The following is a 16,925-nucleotide window of genomic DNA, read 5'->3' as shown; positions in this document are numbered from 1 at the left end:
CATGCCCCCACGCAAATCCAAATCCGTACTGGTGATGCCTCCGCCACCGCCACCACAACATCCCTTCGACCAGATCCACGGTGTCGAAACCAGCGGCCTAATCGCAGCCGGCAACCTCACCACCGGCCACCCCAACGACGCCCACGTCACCGCATACTACGGCGTCGCCCCTAGCATCCTCCGCACCCTCGTCGATCTCTGGCGCGCCACCAACCCACCTCACCCCATCCACCACTACACATTCGTCGACATCGGCGCCGGCAAAGGCCGCGCCATGCTCGTCGCCAGCGAACTCCCCTTCCACCAGGTCATCGGCATCGAACTCAACCCCACATTAGCCGACACCGCACAAACCAACCTCGAGCATTGGCTTGCCACCCACGCCGCCGACACTACCGCCCCAGCACTCGCCCCCATCCGCCTCCTCGAGCAGGACGCCCTCACCTTCGACTTCCCCCGCGCCCCGACCCTCGCGTTCCTCTTCCATCCTTTCGAGGCACCCGTCCTCAAGCTCCTCCTCCGCCGCATTGAAGCCCAATTCGCACCACACCGCGGCACCCCCGCACCAGCCTTCGATCTCCTCTACGTCAACTCCGAGTGCCGCGCGGTCCTCGACCGCCACCCAGCGTTCACCCGCCTCTTCCTCGGTCCCGTAGCCATGTCTCCCGAAGACCACGCCGCCGACCTGGCCGCCATCGCCCAGCAAAAAGAATACGGCTCCACCGGCGACGAAGAGTGCGCCATCTATCGCCTCACCGGCCGCGCCACCAAGCCCTGAATCACCAAGCCAGCCACGCACTCCAGGTGATACGCTGTCGTTGCCTATGATTGCCTGAACGAACCATCGAGCTGCCTGCAACCTCGGCGCCCTCACAGACGCCAAGCATGCCTACGCGCCAGCCACCATCGTTCAGGAGATCCAAATGCCCCACGCAACTCAAATTGCATCCAGCATCACCACTGCACGTCTCGAACTAGTAGCAATCACCCCCGACTCCCTAACCTCGGAACAAGCATCCGACGGCCGACTCGGCCAAATCCTAAACTGCCGCGTCACCTCCGAGTGGCCCCACGCCGACTGGGAGCCTCACGTCCTCCAACTCCTTCAGGAGCGCTTCGCCGAAGACCCCACCGAGATAGGCTGGCACCGCTACGTCCTTCTTCGCCCAATCAACGGCCAACCCGCAACCCTCATAGGCTCCGTCGGTGGCTTCCGCTGGCCAAACGACCACGATGCCGCAGAGGTCGGCTACGCCATCCTCCCCGAGTTCCGTCTACGCGGCTACGCTCTCGAAGCAACCAAGGCAATGCTCACTTGGATCGAAGCCACCAACTCCGTCAAAACAATCTTCGCCCACACCTTCCCGCATCTCACCGGATCCATTCGCATCCTCGAGCAATGCGGCTTCACCCTCGAAGGCCCCGGCAAAGAAGAAAACACCATCCGCTATCGAAAGCAGTAACCAAAACAAAGGGGCGCGATCATTGACCGCGCCCTCCCGAGTTCTCCCATACAAAACTACTTAATGTAGTACCCCGCCACCCGCCAAACCTTATCCTTCTCCCGGCTCATGATCACCGTCTCCTGCGCCACCAGTTTGTGTTCAAAGCTCGTCTCATACAGAATCACCACATACTCTCCAGGTGGAACTCCCGGCAGAAGTGTTGTATACGACGCACTCTGCAGTTTCCTGCTGTTCAGTTTTCCCATAGGTTCGCGCGCAGCCTTCATAGACGACTCAAACTTCTCCATCGTGACCGCGTTCCTTACCATCTCCGATGCCTCGTTCCAGCACTCTGCGTACTTGCCGGCATCAAGCTTTGCCATCCACTCTTCCGCTTCACGGGTTGCAAGTTGCACCGCATCCTGTTGTGCCTGCGGAGCGTGTTCCTGCATCGCAAAACTCACGCTCCCTGGCACTCCTCCCACCAACACACACAACATCAAAACGATCCTCGAAACTCTGCGCACGCCGGACCTCCCCTAGTCAATTCGTAAGCCGATTTTGGCCCCACCAATCGTAATACGGCCCGCTTCGTAATACAGCCCGCTGCCGCTACGAACTAAAACACTCCCCGCCAACTACCCCTTCACCCGCACATAGAACATGCGCTCATCTCCGCCCGCATGTTCAATCAAAATCTCCCCATCCGCCCGCTCCACCACACTCGGAAACTTCTCACCCCACTCCACCAGTATCAGCGCATCCGGTTCCTCGGCCATCTCCTCCAGCCCCAGCGTCATCAACTCACGCTCGGTCTCAAGCCGATAGAGATCCAGATGAAACAGCCGCACTTTCTTCCCTTTGTACTCATGCAGCAGCGTAAACGTAGGACTCGTCACATCCTCCATCTCCGCCGCCCCCAACGCTGCTGCGATCCCCTTCACCAGCGTCGTCTTTCCAGCACCCAGATCTCCCCGCAGCACAAACATCTTCGGCACAGGCAACAACATCTCTGCCACCCTCTCGCCCATCGCCAACGTCCCAGCCTCACTCCGCGTCTTAAACCGCTTCTTCTCCCGCAACTCCACGCTCACGCCACTCTCCTCGACTCAGCTACCATCTTCTCATTGGACCGATTCCTGTTTGGTCCCCGTCTTCTTCGGTCTTGCCATATCCACCAGACTCGAAGCGGCGTGTACATCAAAATGTCCGTCATAGACCAACAGCCCACCGTCTAAAATCGCCGTCGGCTTCAATGCTTTGAACTGCGCATAAGGATTGGGCTGCCCAAACTGAAGATCCACTCCCTCCAACTCGTCATCACTAATCAGCACCGGACCATCGATCTCTATAGGTACATCCATCGGTACAGGAATCCACCACAGATTCACTACCGTCGGAAGCGGCTTGCAAGGCACGCCATAGTAGCGCTCATCAGCCACCCCACTCGCTGTGTACGCCATCCAGCATTCAGTCACGTGCCTATCCCGCAAATAATCGGACGCCGTCTTCAACTGTTGTCCCCAATCCGAGTTCGAGTCGCTCAACCAACGATGCACATTCCTTTGCCCACCCCACGCCTCATTCGCATAAGCAATATAGCCAGGGAAACTTCGCAGCGAAGTCACTATCTGAAAGACAAGCAGCACCCCAGCGACTGCAATCCACCTGCGATCGCGGCTGATCAACACACTCAACGCCGACGCACCCACAAGATAAAGAAATGGGTAGATCGGTAAAATATGTCGAACCCCAATATTCATGTCCGAGTTAATCGCCAGTCCCAGAAACACAACAACCGGAATCATCAACAGCAGCCAACGCCACCGGACCCCAGGTTCGCGAAAACAAACGAAGACAGCAACCACCAACAAAACAAGAAATGGCAGAGTCGACTTAATCAAAATCGCCGCCGGGAAATAGAGCCAGGTTCCATGCCGGCGCAATGTCCCAAAAAGATAACTGATATCCCGCTCTTCCGTAAGCTTTGTATTCGCAAGTCCCCAGATATAGGCCTCTGGAAGAACATGCGTTCGAGCCAGAATCCGTAAGGGCTTGGGATTTGCAACGTGAGCATAATCTTGCAGATAGCTCGCAAGGTCTGGATTTTGCACCATACCGTTAGGCCGCGCTGCATAGCGAAATCCATAACAACCCCACAGCACTGCGAAGGCAACACACACCGCGATCGCCAGCCCAACGCACCTCTTCCAGACCAGCCGTAAACTCGGTCTCTCAAACCACTCAACCAGAACCATCAACCCCAGTGCCGGAATCAGAAACAAGCCGGTGAACTTCGCCGCCCAGGCAAGACCCATCACCACGCCGGTAAGAAACAACTTCCAAACCGTCGGTCGCCCCATGTACCGATACCACGCATACACCGCCGCAAAGACAAAAAATGTGATCGCCGCATCCGTCGTCACCAGGGCTCCATGAGCAAGAAGCGTTGGATCAACAACCAAAAACGCCAATGCGAGCAATCCGGTTGTCGCCCCAAAGATCTCTTGCCCGGCCAGAAAAACCAGCAACGCCAGCCCCAGCGCAAACAAAGAGATCACAACACGCCCACGGAGCAAAAGCCCATTCGCATCATTTTTAAACAGAAAGTCTTTACCATCGAGAAACGCCTCCAACTGCGAGCTGCGTCCATGCTGTTCGGGCTCATACAAACGCAGTGGAAGCAAGGGAAGAGCCGCCGCGGCCTTCGCCAGCGGGGGCACCTCAGGATTCAACCCGAAATCCCGATGCTTCAGAATCGTGTACCCATCGAACAGGTGATGGCCCTCATCCCAACTCATCGAGGATCTGACATTCACACCGAGCAGTTGGAGAAAAAGAATCAACAATAAGGCCGTAACCACGGCCCCGCGCTGAATGAGTCGCCGATGAGATTGAATCACACGTTCCCCCAAATAGTGCCGAGTGCCGGCTCTCTTTGCTCTAACGCATCTCAAACGGCATCAGTTCCCGAATCGCCCCCGAAAGCCACCGCTTTCGCCTTAAGAAACCTTAACTTCGTAACCCGCAAATCCAGGCCAGACCATCCTCATCCGTCACGCGATAACGAAACGCATCCGACAGATGTGTAACCGTATCAGTTGCAAGTACCGTATGCTCATCCATCGCGTGAGCCGCAAAGTCCGCAGCCAGCCCATGCAGATACACCGCCGCCTCCACAGCCCGCGCTACGTCCTTCGGAAACTGTGCCAGCATCGCCGCCACAATCCCAGTTAAAATATCACCGCTTCCACCCTTCGCCATCGCCGGGTTCCCGCTTGTATTCACCGCAATCGAACCATCCGGATGCGCAATCAGCGTCCGCCACCCCTTCAGCACTAGCGTTAGCTTATGCGTGGTCGCAAACCTCCGCGCCAACCCCACCCGATCCGCCTCCACCTCTCGCACCGTCATCCCCGCCAGTCGTGCCATCTCCCCCGGATGCGGCGTCAGCACCATCACCCGTCCTTCGCCATTCAACAACTCCGTCTTTCCCGTGAATGCATTCAAAGCATCCGCATCGATCACCACCGGCACCCCTGTCTTCTCAACAATCTGCCGCGCAAACGCCGGCGCATCCCCCTCGGTCGACAGTCCCGGCCCCACCGCCACTACGGTTATCTTCGCCACCAACGCATCCAGCTTCGCCCCATCCAGATTCTTAAAAGAGACCTCGCCTTTCGTCCCCTCCGCCAACGGCACCATCATCAACTCAGGCGCAATCCGCGTCACCGAATCCAGAATGCTCTTCGGTACCGCCGCCGTCACCAGCCCAGCGCCCGCCCGCAAACACGCCAGCGACGCCATCGCCGGCGCTCCTGCCTTTCCATAGCACCCACCCACCACCAGCACATGCCCAAACTTGCCCTTATTCGAATTCACATCGCGTGGCCGCTCCGCCAGCGCCTTCGACGCACCCGACCAGCTGAGCCCACTCGCCGAAACCACCGCATCCTCCGGCGATCCGATCCCCGCAACCACCACCGGACCGAACACGCCTCCCTTCTTTTCATTGCGCGTCAGATGCCCGAACACATGCGCCATCTTCGGCGCGGTAAACGTCACCACCGCGTCAGCCCGGAACGACCCATCCGCCGTCTGCTCCATCGAATTCGCATCCCACCCCGAAGGCAGATCCACCGCCACCACCGGCGCCTCCAATTTCTCCACCATCTCCCTCAGCGAAACCGCGAGCCCACGCAGTGGCGGCTTGAATCCGGTCCCCACCAGCGCATCCAACAAAAGCTCCGCCTCGCCAAGTTTCTGCCCACATGCAGCCAACCCACCCTCGTCCACCAACTCTTCCACTACGACAGACGAGACCTCGTCCCTCAGCCGCTTCAAAGCTCCCGCGGCCTCACCCTTAACCTCTTCCATCCGCCCCAGCAGGACTACCCGCACCAGGCACCCAGCCTGTGCCAGTATCCGCGCCGCAACAAAACCGTCCCCACCGTTATTTCCCTTCCCACACAGCACCACCACAGGCGACAAAGCCGGGTATTGCCGCAGACAGAACTTCGCCACCGCCCCACCTGCCGCCTCCATCAACGTCTCGAGAGAAACCCCAAACTCCTCCGCGGTCCACCGGTCCACCGCCTGCATCTCCGTCGCCGTAAGAATCTTCATCTTCCCCTTCTACCCGATTCCCTCGCCGAAGCCAAGACGCTCAGACAAGACGCACTCCTCAACCGCCGCGGCCGCATCGAGTGCTCGGATCCAAATTCCGACACGCCAACCATGTCCACGGCGCTGTCCCACCAGGCAAAGTACATTTCATGAGACAAGCGCAAGTCGTCAGGCAAGTGCAAGTCGTAGGCAAGACCTGAGGCGTCACTCAAGACGCATTCCAAGGTCGAAAGGACTCCTACATCAAATTCAAGTCATTCCACGATCCATGATAAAAAATGGGAAATTAAATGCCGAAACGTGGCACATTTTCTGCCGCGCGAAATCACGCTGCCATGCACCACGTCTCCACCACCAAAACACCACTTTGTGACCACATTCCCACCAGCGTTTTTCGCCATCCGAGCCGTCAAACCTACTCGGAAGCACCCACAACACCACTGGTTTCAACCGTCGGCTTCTGCAGGAAATAATCTTTATCCCACAGCGCCCGATAGAACTCCCCAGTCAGCTCAGCCGCCTTAGGCCCAAAAGTAGGCCGTCCACCCTCGAGGAAAAACACAGTAACAATACGCCCCTTCGGCGTATCGGCAAACGATCCAAACCACCCAAATCGAGTGCCATTATTCGAGCAAGTCCCCGTCTTGCCCATCACCGGAAACTGGCTGAAGTTGGCCCTCAAGGACCGCGCCGTGCCGTACTGCACTGCGCCTTGCATACCCACCGAAATCTCAGGAATCAGCGGAGCAATATCCAGCACCCGCTTCACCTTGGGCTCGAATGTTGCCACATCCACGGCCGTCTCTGGATGTTGCAGATAATAAAGCGTCCCGCCATTCGCAATCGCCGAAACTAGAGCTCCCAACTGCAGCGGAGTCATCGAAACGCTCTCGCCAAACGAGCACATACGTCCCACTCCACCAAGCGAGGCAGGTAATACCTCGTCGGGATATGTCCCCAGCTGTTCGCCCTGAATTTGATAGCCGGCCAGCTCGCCAAGCCCAAACTCATTGGCGTAATGTTTCACCCGCTCAAACCCAAGCTGTCGTCCAAGCGTCTCAAAATAAAGGTTGTTCGAGTGTGCCAAAGCCTCCGTCATGGTCAGGTGATAATGGCCGCCCAGATTCACCGGTGTGTCCTTGTTGACAATTCCCTCCTCGAGCGCCGCCAAAGCAACCGTCAGCTTGATCGTCGAACACGGCTCCGCTCCCCGCGACAGCGCCAGCTTCTGGTTAACCATAGCCAGAATTCGTCCCGTCGAAGGATCGATCGCAATTGCTGTGCCGTTCATGTTGCCCAGCGCCTCAATCGCCGCCGCGCGAACCAACGGATCTTCGCCCTCTACAACATCACCCAAGGTCAGGTTGTCCGCGTACGAACTTGCCGAAAAGTGCTCCTGATATCGAGTCCGTCGCACCGCTAAGGTAGGCCGCGCTCCATGTCGACGCCGTCCCGCAACGGTCGTAGTTGCAACAGCGTGGGAGGCAACCTTTGCAGCAGAGCTGGAGTGCGAAGCCCCGGAATGAGCCTTCACAGACGTCGCAACACGCGTCGTCCCAGCAGAGTGCCGCTTTGTTTTGCCGGCGGTAGCCGTCCCCGTTGCCGCGTTCGCACCTACTCCAGTCCCTAGCACAAGGCCGAAGAGGAGCGCGCCAAAAACCTTCAGTGATCTCGACACAGGCGATCCCTCTTATTGATTTGACTGCAATCGAACTGCCATCGATACATAATTCATCTTATAAAACACTAATTGAACACGATTTGTCGCGATAGCGCCGTTCCCCATTCGTGCTACTTCGCTGAAATCAGTTGTACCACTAATTTCCACGCCGCAAAAACGCAGGAATATCAAGCTCATCCGGCTCCGCAGCCGCCACCGCCGCACTTCCAAACGCCGGAACACGCACCGAAGACTCTCCCACCCCTTCCGTTACAGTTCGGATATCCTCCTGTTGGACGCGAACCTGCGCGGGAAAGTGAGTAGCCTCACTCGCTCGAGCGCTCCGCCCAACCTCCGTCACCTTCTCACCACGCACCCCAGGAGCCCGAAAGAAGTCATCATCAAACACCGATGCTGGCACCGGAACCAACTCCACCGCTGCATTCGACTCCATCTTCGCGATCGGCTCTTTTACTTCATCCGTCTCGCCCAACGGAAGCGCAACTTCCTTTACCGGCTCCGCTTCCATCTCGCTCGCAAACCGCATCGTCGCTGGTCGCGACGTCACCACGCGCGGCTGAATCGGCACATCGTACCGCATCGTAGGCAGCGTCGCCTCCGCCAGCATGCGCTCCCGCCGCTGCGGCATCTCCTGCTGCTTGAATCCAGTCGCAATCACAGTGATCTTCACTTCATCGCCCATCGACTCATCCTGCACCGCACCGAAGATGATATTCGCATCCTCATGCGCCGCGTTCTGAATAATGGTCGAAGCCTCGTTCACCTCGCTCAACTTCAAACTGCTCGACCCCGTAATGTTGATCAGAATCCCACGCGCACCATCGATCGCTCCCGCCTCCAGCAGCGGCGAAGCCATCGCTGCCATCGCTGCCTCCACCGCGCGATTCGCGCCCGACCGCACTCCGGTTCCCATCACCGCATAGCCCATCCCCGCCATCGTCGTCTTCACGTCGGCAAAGTCGCGATTGATCACACCAGGAATCGTAATGATGTCCGAGATCCCCTGCACACCCTGCCGCAGCACATCATCCGCAATCCGGAAGCTCTCAAAAAATCCAGCATCCTTCGCCACCGCCAGCAGCTTCTCATTCGGAATCACGATCACGGTATCGACCGACTCGAGCAGCTCCTGCATACCCCGCTCAGCCTGCTGCATCCGGCGCTTGCCTTCAAATGCGAACGGCCGCGTCACCACAGCCACCGTCAGCGCGCCCATCTCACTCGCCAGACTCGCAATCACCGGAGCAGCGCCTGTCCCCGTGCCACCGCCCAACCCAGCCGTCACAAACACCATATCCGCGCCCTCAAGCGCTTCAATGATCTTGTCCGAATCCTCCAGCGCCGCCCGTCGCCCCACATCCGGATTCGCACCCGCGCCAAGTCCGCTCGTCAGCTTGACTCCAAGCTGCAGCTTCACCGGAGCATTTGAAACCTGCAGCGCCTGCACATCGGTATTCGCCGCAATAAACTCCACGCCCACAACATTGGCCGCGATCATGCGATTCACAGCATTATTCCCGCCGCCGCCCACGCCGATCACTTTGATCCGCGCCCCATGCGGTATCTCATCGTGATAGTGAATGCGAAGATCGTTGGAATCGTTGGGCATATCGGGCAGATTGGACATTTCAGCAGGACTCCTTGAAGGTTGTTTAATTCTCCCACCTCCCTGCCAAACGCACGACCCCCGTTTTCCACCGCACGTACCACGCATGGTTCCAAATTCGCGCGTCGGCCGAGGCACTCGCGCTCGCCATGGCCCACCCTCATCCAGTCTGCAAACTATCAGCCTCTCCCTGCAAAAACCTCCAGTCTTACTGCAAACCGATGGCAACCCCTCCCAGCACGTCCCATGCTGACAATATGAAAACGCTCTCCCGATTCCTCGTGTTCCCCCTCCTGACTCTTCTCGTCGCCTTCGCGCTCACCCAGCCACCCCAGTCAGCGCAAAGGAAGTCGAGTCAATATGGACAGCCTCGCGACGCCATCGATCTTCTCCTGCGGGCCGAATCTCCTCCGCTCAACGACACTAGCCGCGACATCACCTGGCACCTATTCAGCTCCGCTTACAGAATCATGAATGCTTACGAAAAGGCGCGGCAGTGCTATCAAACAGCAACTCACATCCTCAAAGAAATCCCGAATCCACAGCCCGACTACGCGCTAGCTCTCGATAACCTTGGCGCAGTCGAAGAACTGAAGACCCTTCGAACCATGTCAAAGCGCTTGTATCGAAGAATCTGCGACCGCTACTCGCAGGTCGATCTCAAGACGGAACTTGCGTCTGCTGACGCTTCTCGCAACGCCGAACCGAAGAAAGAAGCAGCGCGTCTTGAAACGGACGCCGCTCCAGCTCTGACGAATGTTCGTGCCCGTCGACACGGCGGTTGCGCCACGAGTGCAGAAAGCTTCCAGTAATCACCATGGAGCGACGAATGGACCGGAGCACCAAAAGCATCTCGCCCAGCCCGGCATCTGGGACTCTGCACCTACGCGGAGCGAAATCCACCACGATCGACGCGCCGAATACGAATACTTCGTCGACCTCGCAAATGGTCAACGCCTCAGGATGAGCAAAACCGGCTGGAGAAATCTCACCTCAGCCCACATCCAACAGTCTTGAGAAAGGCTCACCGCCACAAACAAAGAAGCCTCAGGCTTCCTTCAATCAACGCACGCTTGAAGGGAAACCCGAAGCTCATCAGTCCCGACAGATCAAAACTAAGCTAAAACAGCACAACCAAATCAACCAGCCGATCGATACTCTCGCACCAACCCTGCGACATACCCGCAAGGTGCTTCGGAGGCGCACCAGGCTTCATCTTTGTCACACGAGCAACTAGCGAGATCTCCGTTCCGCCAAGCACTTCCCTGAAGGTCACCGTATTCGTCACCTCGAACATCGGCTTCCCGTCCCCATCAATCGGCGCCGTCACAAACACCAGCCTGTGCGGCCGATCGATCGTCACAAACCGCCCAGTCATCGGAGACTCCACGCCTTCCGGCGAGTGCATATTAATCAGCATCGCTCCACCGATGCGCGCATCCACCTCGCACACTGGATTCGTGAAGCCCTTCGGCCCCCACCACTGCGCGAGATGCTTCTTCTCGATCCACGCCCGAAACACCACATCCGGCGAGGCTGCCACTCTGCGCGTCAAACAAACCTCTAGCAACCCCGCCTCCATTACCCCTCCTTCAACCGCCATACTCTACCTCGCGCAAAAACTCTTCCAACTTATCGAGGCTACTATTCCAGCCCTTCATATGACCGTCTCGATCTTCCAACGTTACGAAGAACGCCTGGTGAAAGTTCATCGTAGTTTTTCCGCCATGCTCTTCTAACGTAAGCGTAATCACTGTGTCGTGCTCAGGAAGACCCGAACCCGCTTCCCAGTGAAACGTAAAGACAAGCCTCTCCGGCTCAACCACTTCCATGTATTCGCCGCCCTGCCACACATCTGCCGTCCGCCACTCGCCCGCACTATCGGTGAAACCGTCACTATGCAGACAGTCTCTCCACTTACCACCCGGACGCACGTCCGTCGTCAGGTTCCGCGCCTCAAACTGCCTCGGTCCAAACCATTGCTTCATATGTTCCGGATCAGTCCACGCCTTCCATACCAACTCACGTGGCGCCTCGAACACCCGCGTAATGTTCAGCTCATGCTGCGTCCTCACCTTCGGAGATACCGTCGCTGTTCCCATCACATTCCTCCTCGTGTTTTAAACCTTCTGCGTCTATACCTTGGCAGTAGCCTCTGCCAAACGAACCGTAATCGCGCACATTCTGGTCGCGAGCCTCAGCCGAATCAAACAACGCGCGCATCGTGACCCGCGTACCGCCTGCTACATCTTCAAAGATCGTTGTCTTTCCATCTTCACCGCAGGTCCGCCCTTGAAACCGCCCGTCAACGTGTACACAAGCCGCTCATACTGCACTACGTCGACAAACACACTTTCGTTCGGATAATCGGTGCCATCAGGCCCATGCATCACCTGCCTCCACACCGCCCGGCCTAACATCCATCTCTTCAATCGTGGTCGAAAATCCATTCGGCCCCCACCACTGCGCAACCTGCTTCGGATCGGTCCACGCCTCCCAAACCATCTTGCGCGGTGCATCGAACACGCGCGACAGCACAATCTCCCGTTCAGCGTCGCTTATTACCGTTCCCATTGTTCTTTCCGGCATCTCGCTTCTCCTTTATCTGTAAGGTCTTCAAGTACTCGTCCAATCGATCGAAACTCTCCTCCCAGAACCGGCGATACTCGTCCAGCCAGTCCGCAGCCTGCTTCAACGGCTCCGCCTTCAGCTTGCAGGGCCGCCACTGCGCCTCCCGCCCGCGCGAGATCAACCCAGCCTTCTCCAGCACCTTGAGGTGCCGCGAGATCGCCGGCATGCTCATTTCGAACGGAGCGGCAATCTCCGTCACCGAGGACTCTCCCAACGCCAGACGCGCAAGAATCGCTCTCCGCGTCGGATCCGCCAATGCTGCAAAGGTCGCTGTAATCTGATCGTCCATATTGTTATTAACAACTAAGTTAAATAACCATAACGTTAAATAAGAAATCTGTAAACAGGCAAACAAGATTTTTCTATTTTGTAGGGGAAGGTTAGTTGCGCTTACCTTTCAGTGCTCCCTCTACTTTGTAATCTCAATAGGCTTCAAAAAACGTACCCAGGCCTGGCTCCCAGGAACGTGCTGCCATCCCGGCGACGAAACCTCAAACGGAATATCCGTCGCAACCACCGCAACAGCACCCTGCTCTCGAAACAACTCTAGAACCTGCTGCTGCGTCGAGGGATGATCAAAAAATAGATGCAGATCCTGCACCTGGCTCTGCGGATCGAACGCATCGTTCCCAATCGCTGCCACAATATGCAAACTGGAAGCGTAGGCCCACGTGCATCGGAAATCGTTTCGTGGCGCTACAGAAGCCACCTTATCTCCCGCTTTCAAATTCAGCTTCACCAGATAGTCAGCGATGGCCCACTGCCCGCCGCTTTGCATATCAGTCCGCTCGATAGCCGATCGCACCGCACCATGCAACCGCTCCGTCGAGTTGAACAACGTCGCCGCAACCAAAAGCAGAATAGCCGCCGTACGTATCGAGGAGCGAAGCGGCAGGCGATCCAGCGTGAGAAACGGCGCCATTCCAATCACGCAGAGAAATCCCGCCACATACCGTCCTTCCAGGTGAACCACAAGATAAAACGAAAATCCGACAATGGAGGGCAAGTACACAATCCACGGATCCAAAGAGGGTGCTGCGCCGGTACGGGTCCTCCTCTTAACCAAAAACGCAACGCAGAAGCACACCATCACGGCCAAAGTAACGGGAAGAATCTCTTGAAACACATACTTCAAATCATGAAGATTTTCGACAATAGCGCGAGCCATATTTTTTAAACTGAAGACCTGACGATATCCCTCATACCAATACGCCATGTTGAACTGAGGCGGATAAGTAACATGGAATGGCTCGCCAAAAGCGAAGACCGGCGGATCGTTTCTAAGCATCCGCACCGGATGGATCGGCGACCCAAGCTCCGGCGGACCTCCCTGCCATCCCATCCAGTGGCTCAGGTGATTCACATGAAACGCGAAATTCAACGCTCCCGCTTCGCCCAGCGTGGGCCTGCCTAGAGCCCACGAAAGGCCCGCACCATACACAAGGACGAAAAGCAGGAAAACCCCCACCGCACGAAAAAACGGTGCGACGATACGGCGCCGTCCCTGCAACGCAACCATCATCCCGAAGAACACACCCGCGAGAGTCAGCAGAATAGCCTTCGTCAGAAAACCCACACCGAGCAGTGCTCCCAGCGCAACGCTATTGCCTACGGTCGGCTGCAAAAAAACCTTCAGCGCAACTGCGGACGCGAAAAAGAACATACAGGTCACCAGCAAATCGGGACCGATTGTGGAAACTCGACACACTCCCGTCTGAACAGTGACAAAGATGCAGCCCCCACAGATCAAAAGAAACGGAGACAGTGGACGATCAGCCTCTCGCAAAGGATCTCCTCGCAGAGACCCCGCAACCAGACGCAGAAGTCTTAAAAACCCAATCCATGCGACGAAGTAGATCGACAGATTCAACCAGAAAACCGCCGCAAGCTCTCCATGCGGAGTCGCGGGAAACCAGCGCCTTACCATCGAGATCAGCCAGGGATATCCAATACTCCACACCGGATTGAGCCCTGCTCTCCAGTCCCCGGCCCGAATCATATTGGCAACGTCAAGGTAGGAGATGTCGTCCCCGAACAACTCCGACTTGCCGTATCGCCCTTCAAGAGCTCCGGCAATCATCACCGCAGCGCCCACTAGCAACTGCGCCGTGTGGTGCAAGCTCCATCCAGCGAGCGGAGCTGCTGTCTGTTGTTCGTCGCGATATTTTCGAATCTTCGCAAGCGCCAATGCCAACTCACCCATAGCTGGTTTCGTTGTTGCAGGGCCCGCGAACGGCTGCCATTTAGTCGGTCAAAACCGACCAGAAGCCGGCTAGAAACAAGGCAGCAGACATAGTTGGATGCAGAAACTGTGATCGTGCTGGTCTGGAAAATTTCAACCAAGGAGAATCGCCGAAAATAAAGCCTATCCGTCCCAGGATTCAGGCCTTCACAGCACCCGCCTAAAAGCTCCCGGCAAAAATAGCCTTCAGCTTCGCACGTAATCCCTGCTCTTCACTTGCACGCCGCACCTGCGTCCGATGCGTATAAAGCAGCATTCCAATCGCCGCAGCAAACTCCGGCACAGCCAGTTCCGGAGGCATACGCGAAAGCGGCACCGGATATCCAATCCGCGCCGGCACTCGCAGGAGACTCTCCGCATTATCCAGTAGCCCAGCCATATTCGCGCCGCCTCCGGTCACCACGCAGCCCGCACCCAACGCCTCCAGCACACCACCCTGCCGCAGATTATCGCGCAGCATCGTAAACAACTCACGCGCACGCGGCTCCAGGATCTCCGCCAGAAATCTCTGTCTCACCATCCGTGCCGGCTGCCCGCCTGAGAAAGCAAGATTGCCGCCAACTTCAATCTCATTCAACTGCGGCACCGCAGTCACCACGCAATGTCCATATAGCTTCTTCAGATACTCCGCTTCCTCCACCGTCACATGCAGACCAACCGCCAGGTCATTCGTAAAGTGGTCCCCGCCAATCGGCAGCACAGCCGTATGCGCAATCGAGCCCTCAAAAAACACCGCCAACTCCGTGGTGCTAGAGCCGATATCGGCCATGCAAACGCCCAGCTCCCGCTCATCGGCGCTCAACACAGCCTCCGCCGAGGCGATCCCCTCGTACACCGTATCCAGCACCTCGAGCCCCGCACGATTCGCGCACGTAATTACGCTCTGCGCCACGCCACCCGAGCAAGTCGAAAGATGCAGATTAACCTCAAGCCTGTTCCCCACCATCCCCACTGGATCATGAATCCCTGGCTGGTCATCCAGAATGAACTCCTGAGGCAGAAGATGCAGCACCTCGCGATCAGGAGGCAGCGCCACCGACCGCGCACGGTCCACCGCTGCACGAACCTCCTCGCGTGTAATCTCACGCATCCGGCTTCCCATGCTGATGCCGCCGCGCGAGTTCACTCCGCGCACATGCGTTCCACCGATGCCCACAATCGCCGTCTCAATTCCAGCCTTCGTCACGCGCTCCGCCGTCAACGCCGCACGATTGATCGCCTCCGCCGCCGGCCCAAGCTCTGCTATCAATCCCTTGCGCATCCCGCGCGACGGCTCCACCCCATGCCCGCGATACCGCAGCACACCATCCTGCAGCTCCGCCACCAGCACGCAACTCTTCGTGCTTCCCGCGTCCAGCACGGTGATCAGATTGTCCTGCTTCTGATTCATGGATGAGCCACCTGTGAAGGATGATACTGCGTTGTGGCAGCCGACGGTTTCGCAACAACCGTATGGTGCTTCACAACGACAACATGTTTCGCCTTCGGATCTACCTTCTTCGCCTTCACCGAAGAAGCAGCCTCACTCTTGGCGCTTACATGCGCAGGAGCCTTGGTCGCAGGCTTGCCCTTCACCGCCGCTGCATGTGCAGCCGAAGCCTTCGCCGCAGGCTTTGCAACCGCCTTGGCTGCATCGGCTCCGGCATCCTGAGATGTAGACGCCACCTTCGAATTCGCCGCCATTACTCCAGCAGCATCCTTCGAGGACGAATCAACCGGCACACCCGCACCCGGCTGCATCTCCAACACCACCTGCCGCTCATACCTCATATCCACCGACGAGAGCTTCGGATAGACCGTCCGCCACTCCGGCAGATGCTCTTCAAACCGCTTGTACCGGTCCAGAAAATCCACATCGCCAAAGTGAACCAGAATCTCATTCGACTTATCCGGGATCAGCGCCTTCACATCCTCTGGATTCGACAGATCCACCTCGCTCAACCCCTCCGAGATCTTCTCGCCCGACCCGTCCAGCTCCGCCGTAAATCGTTCGTAGATCTTCATCCTCGCCGAACGCGTCGACAGCGGCTCATCCGCCGTAATCCCCGTCACCACCGGAAACGAATACCGTGCGTCCGGCTTTGCCTCCGCCGGCATATCCAGCAGCACCCCGTTCGCATCCACCAATCCGATATGGCTTCCCTGCCGTACAAACGCTACCGGCGTCCTCTCCACAATCGACACCCGCATCCGATTCGGCAGCAGCCGCATCACCGTCGCATGCGCCACCCACGGCAGTCTCTCCAACTCCGCGCGCCTCTCTGCCAGCGACACCGTGAAGATGTTCCGTTCCACATCCTCCCCAAAGATGCTGAGCAACTGCGCCCGCGTCACATGCGCATTGCCTTGAAACTCAATCGATGAAGACGAAGGAATTACAAATCGCTCATCGTGCAACAGAAAGCTCCTGGCCATCAAGAAACCGCCCGCACAAATCCCCAGCAGAACTAACACCCCACATCCCGCAGCGATCCGTCCCCACTTCGTAGCGGGCATCCCGCGAAACCGAACCCGCAGCCCCGCCTTCCGCCGACCCACCGGAGCATCGTCCTCCCAATAGGGATCGTCGGCAAAATCTTCGCTCAGATCGCGACGCAGCTTCCTATCCGGCGAAGCCGACACTCGCCGCGGACCACGCGAACCCCGAGTCTCCGAGGCATAGTTCTTCTCAGGCGCCTCTAGCACCGTTGTTCC

At 57.6% G+C, this 16,925-nt stretch carries 18 protein-coding genes; 4 read left to right on the top strand and 14 right to left on the bottom strand.

What is annotated here, in order from left to right:
- The first annotated feature begins 1 nt into the window (after window position 1).
- A complete protein-coding gene (locus HDF14_RS10745; RefSeq protein ID WP_183976315.1) occupies window positions 2-778 on the top strand; it encodes a class I SAM-dependent methyltransferase in 777 nt (258 codons plus the stop codon).
- 145 nt (window positions 779-923) lie between these two features.
- Window positions 924-1,463 carry a GNAT family N-acetyltransferase gene (locus HDF14_RS10740; protein ID WP_183976313.1) on the top strand — a complete coding sequence of 180 codons (540 nt, stop codon included), beginning with the start codon at window positions 924-926 and terminating at the stop codon, window positions 1,461-1,463.
- 56 nt (window positions 1,464-1,519) lie between these two features.
- On the opposite strand, the gene HDF14_RS10735 is transcribed toward HDF14_RS10740, so the two are convergent.
- The 6 genes from HDF14_RS10735 to ftsZ all read right to left on the bottom strand — a co-directional run bounded on the left by HDF14_RS10735 (window position 1,520) and on the right by ftsZ (window position 9,379).
- Entirely contained in the window at window positions 1,520-1,909 is a 390-nt protein-coding gene (locus HDF14_RS10735; RefSeq protein WP_183976312.1) for a DUF4019 domain-containing protein, read from the bottom strand.
- Between the two features lie 174 nt (window positions 1,910-2,083).
- Window positions 2,084-2,539, bottom strand: coding sequence for a tRNA (adenosine(37)-N6)-threonylcarbamoyltransferase complex ATPase subunit type 1 TsaE (tsaE, locus tag HDF14_RS10730; RefSeq protein WP_183976310.1), 456 nt, complete (start codon window positions 2,537-2,539; stop codon window positions 2,084-2,086).
- Between the two features lie 30 nt (window positions 2,540-2,569).
- Window positions 2,570-4,246, bottom strand: coding sequence for an ArnT family glycosyltransferase (locus tag HDF14_RS10725; RefSeq protein ID WP_183976302.1), 1,677 nt, complete (start codon window positions 4,244-4,246; stop codon window positions 2,570-2,572).
- 211 nt (window positions 4,247-4,457) lie between these two features.
- Complete coding sequence (locus HDF14_RS10720; protein ID WP_183976300.1) at window positions 4,458-6,071, bottom strand: NAD(P)H-hydrate dehydratase; 1,614 nt, start codon at window positions 6,069-6,071, stop codon at window positions 4,458-4,460.
- 415 nt (window positions 6,072-6,486) lie between these two features.
- Window positions 6,487-7,749: a penicillin-binding transpeptidase domain-containing protein gene (locus HDF14_RS10715; protein ID WP_313899543.1), complete on the bottom strand. Its 1,263-nt coding sequence runs from the start codon at window positions 7,747-7,749 to the stop codon at window positions 6,487-6,489.
- 139 nt (window positions 7,750-7,888) lie between these two features.
- Window positions 7,889-9,379, bottom strand: a complete 1,491-nt coding sequence (gene ftsZ / locus HDF14_RS10710) for a cell division protein FtsZ (protein ID WP_221304629.1) — start codon at window positions 9,377-9,379, stop codon at window positions 7,889-7,891.
- 236 nt (window positions 9,380-9,615) lie between these two features.
- Between ftsZ and HDF14_RS10705 the strand changes: the two genes are divergently transcribed.
- Both HDF14_RS10705 and HDF14_RS10700 read left to right on the top strand, forming a co-directional pair.
- The gene (locus HDF14_RS10705; protein WP_183976298.1) at window positions 9,616-10,170 is read left to right on the top strand and encodes a hypothetical protein; all 555 of its coding nucleotides are present in this window, start codon (window positions 9,616-9,618) and stop codon (window positions 10,168-10,170) included.
- Window positions 10,151-10,375 (top strand): hypothetical protein, encoded by a 225-nt coding sequence (locus HDF14_RS10700; RefSeq protein ID WP_183976296.1) that lies wholly within the window; start codon window positions 10,151-10,153, stop codon window positions 10,373-10,375. Before HDF14_RS10705 ends, HDF14_RS10700 begins: the two co-directional genes overlap by 20 nt.
- Window positions 10,376-10,478: 103 nt before the next feature.
- Here HDF14_RS10700 and HDF14_RS10695 read toward each other — a convergent pair whose 3' ends face one another.
- The 8 genes from HDF14_RS10695 to HDF14_RS10665 form a co-directional block, all read right to left on the bottom strand.
- The gene (locus HDF14_RS10695; RefSeq protein WP_183976294.1) at window positions 10,479-10,961 is read right to left on the bottom strand and encodes an SRPBCC family protein; all 483 of its coding nucleotides are present in this window, start codon (window positions 10,959-10,961) and stop codon (window positions 10,479-10,481) included.
- The gene (locus HDF14_RS10690) at window positions 10,951-11,460 is read right to left on the bottom strand and encodes an SRPBCC domain-containing protein (protein WP_183976285.1); all 510 of its coding nucleotides are present in this window, start codon (window positions 11,458-11,460) and stop codon (window positions 10,951-10,953) included. Before HDF14_RS10690 ends, HDF14_RS10695 begins: the two co-directional genes overlap by 11 nt.
- A 141-nt stretch (window positions 11,461-11,601) precedes the next feature.
- A complete protein-coding gene (locus HDF14_RS26025; RefSeq protein ID WP_221304628.1) occupies window positions 11,602-11,748 on the bottom strand; it encodes a hypothetical protein in 147 nt (48 codons plus the stop codon).
- Window positions 11,735-11,932: an SRPBCC domain-containing protein gene (locus HDF14_RS26020; RefSeq protein ID WP_221304627.1), complete on the bottom strand. Its 198-nt coding sequence runs from the start codon at window positions 11,930-11,932 to the stop codon at window positions 11,735-11,737. The genes HDF14_RS26025 and HDF14_RS26020 overlap by 14 nt, the downstream gene beginning before the upstream one ends.
- Window positions 11,907-12,278, bottom strand: coding sequence for an ArsR/SmtB family transcription factor (locus HDF14_RS10680; RefSeq protein ID WP_183976282.1), 372 nt, complete (start codon window positions 12,276-12,278; stop codon window positions 11,907-11,909). Before HDF14_RS10680 ends, HDF14_RS26020 begins: the two co-directional genes overlap by 26 nt.
- A gap of 120 nt (window positions 12,279-12,398) precedes the next feature.
- A complete protein-coding gene (locus HDF14_RS10675; RefSeq protein WP_183976280.1) occupies window positions 12,399-14,192 on the bottom strand; it encodes a hypothetical protein in 1,794 nt (597 codons plus the stop codon).
- 199 nt (window positions 14,193-14,391) lie between these two features.
- Entirely contained in the window at window positions 14,392-15,621 is a 1,230-nt protein-coding gene (gene ftsA, locus HDF14_RS10670) for a cell division protein FtsA (RefSeq protein WP_183976278.1), read from the bottom strand.
- Entirely contained in the window at window positions 15,618-16,916 is a 1,299-nt protein-coding gene (locus HDF14_RS10665; RefSeq protein ID WP_313899542.1) for a cell division protein FtsQ/DivIB, read from the bottom strand. The genes ftsA and HDF14_RS10665 overlap by 4 nt, the downstream gene beginning before the upstream one ends.
- Between the last annotated feature and the right edge of the window lie 9 nt (window positions 16,917-16,925).

The sequence above is a fragment of the Tunturiibacter gelidiferens genome, assembly GCF_014201335.1.
In the GTDB taxonomy this organism is placed as follows: Bacteria; Acidobacteriota; Terriglobia; order Terriglobales; family Acidobacteriaceae; genus Edaphobacter; species Edaphobacter lichenicola_E.
This window is presented reverse-complemented; position numbering and strand designations above follow the sequence as displayed.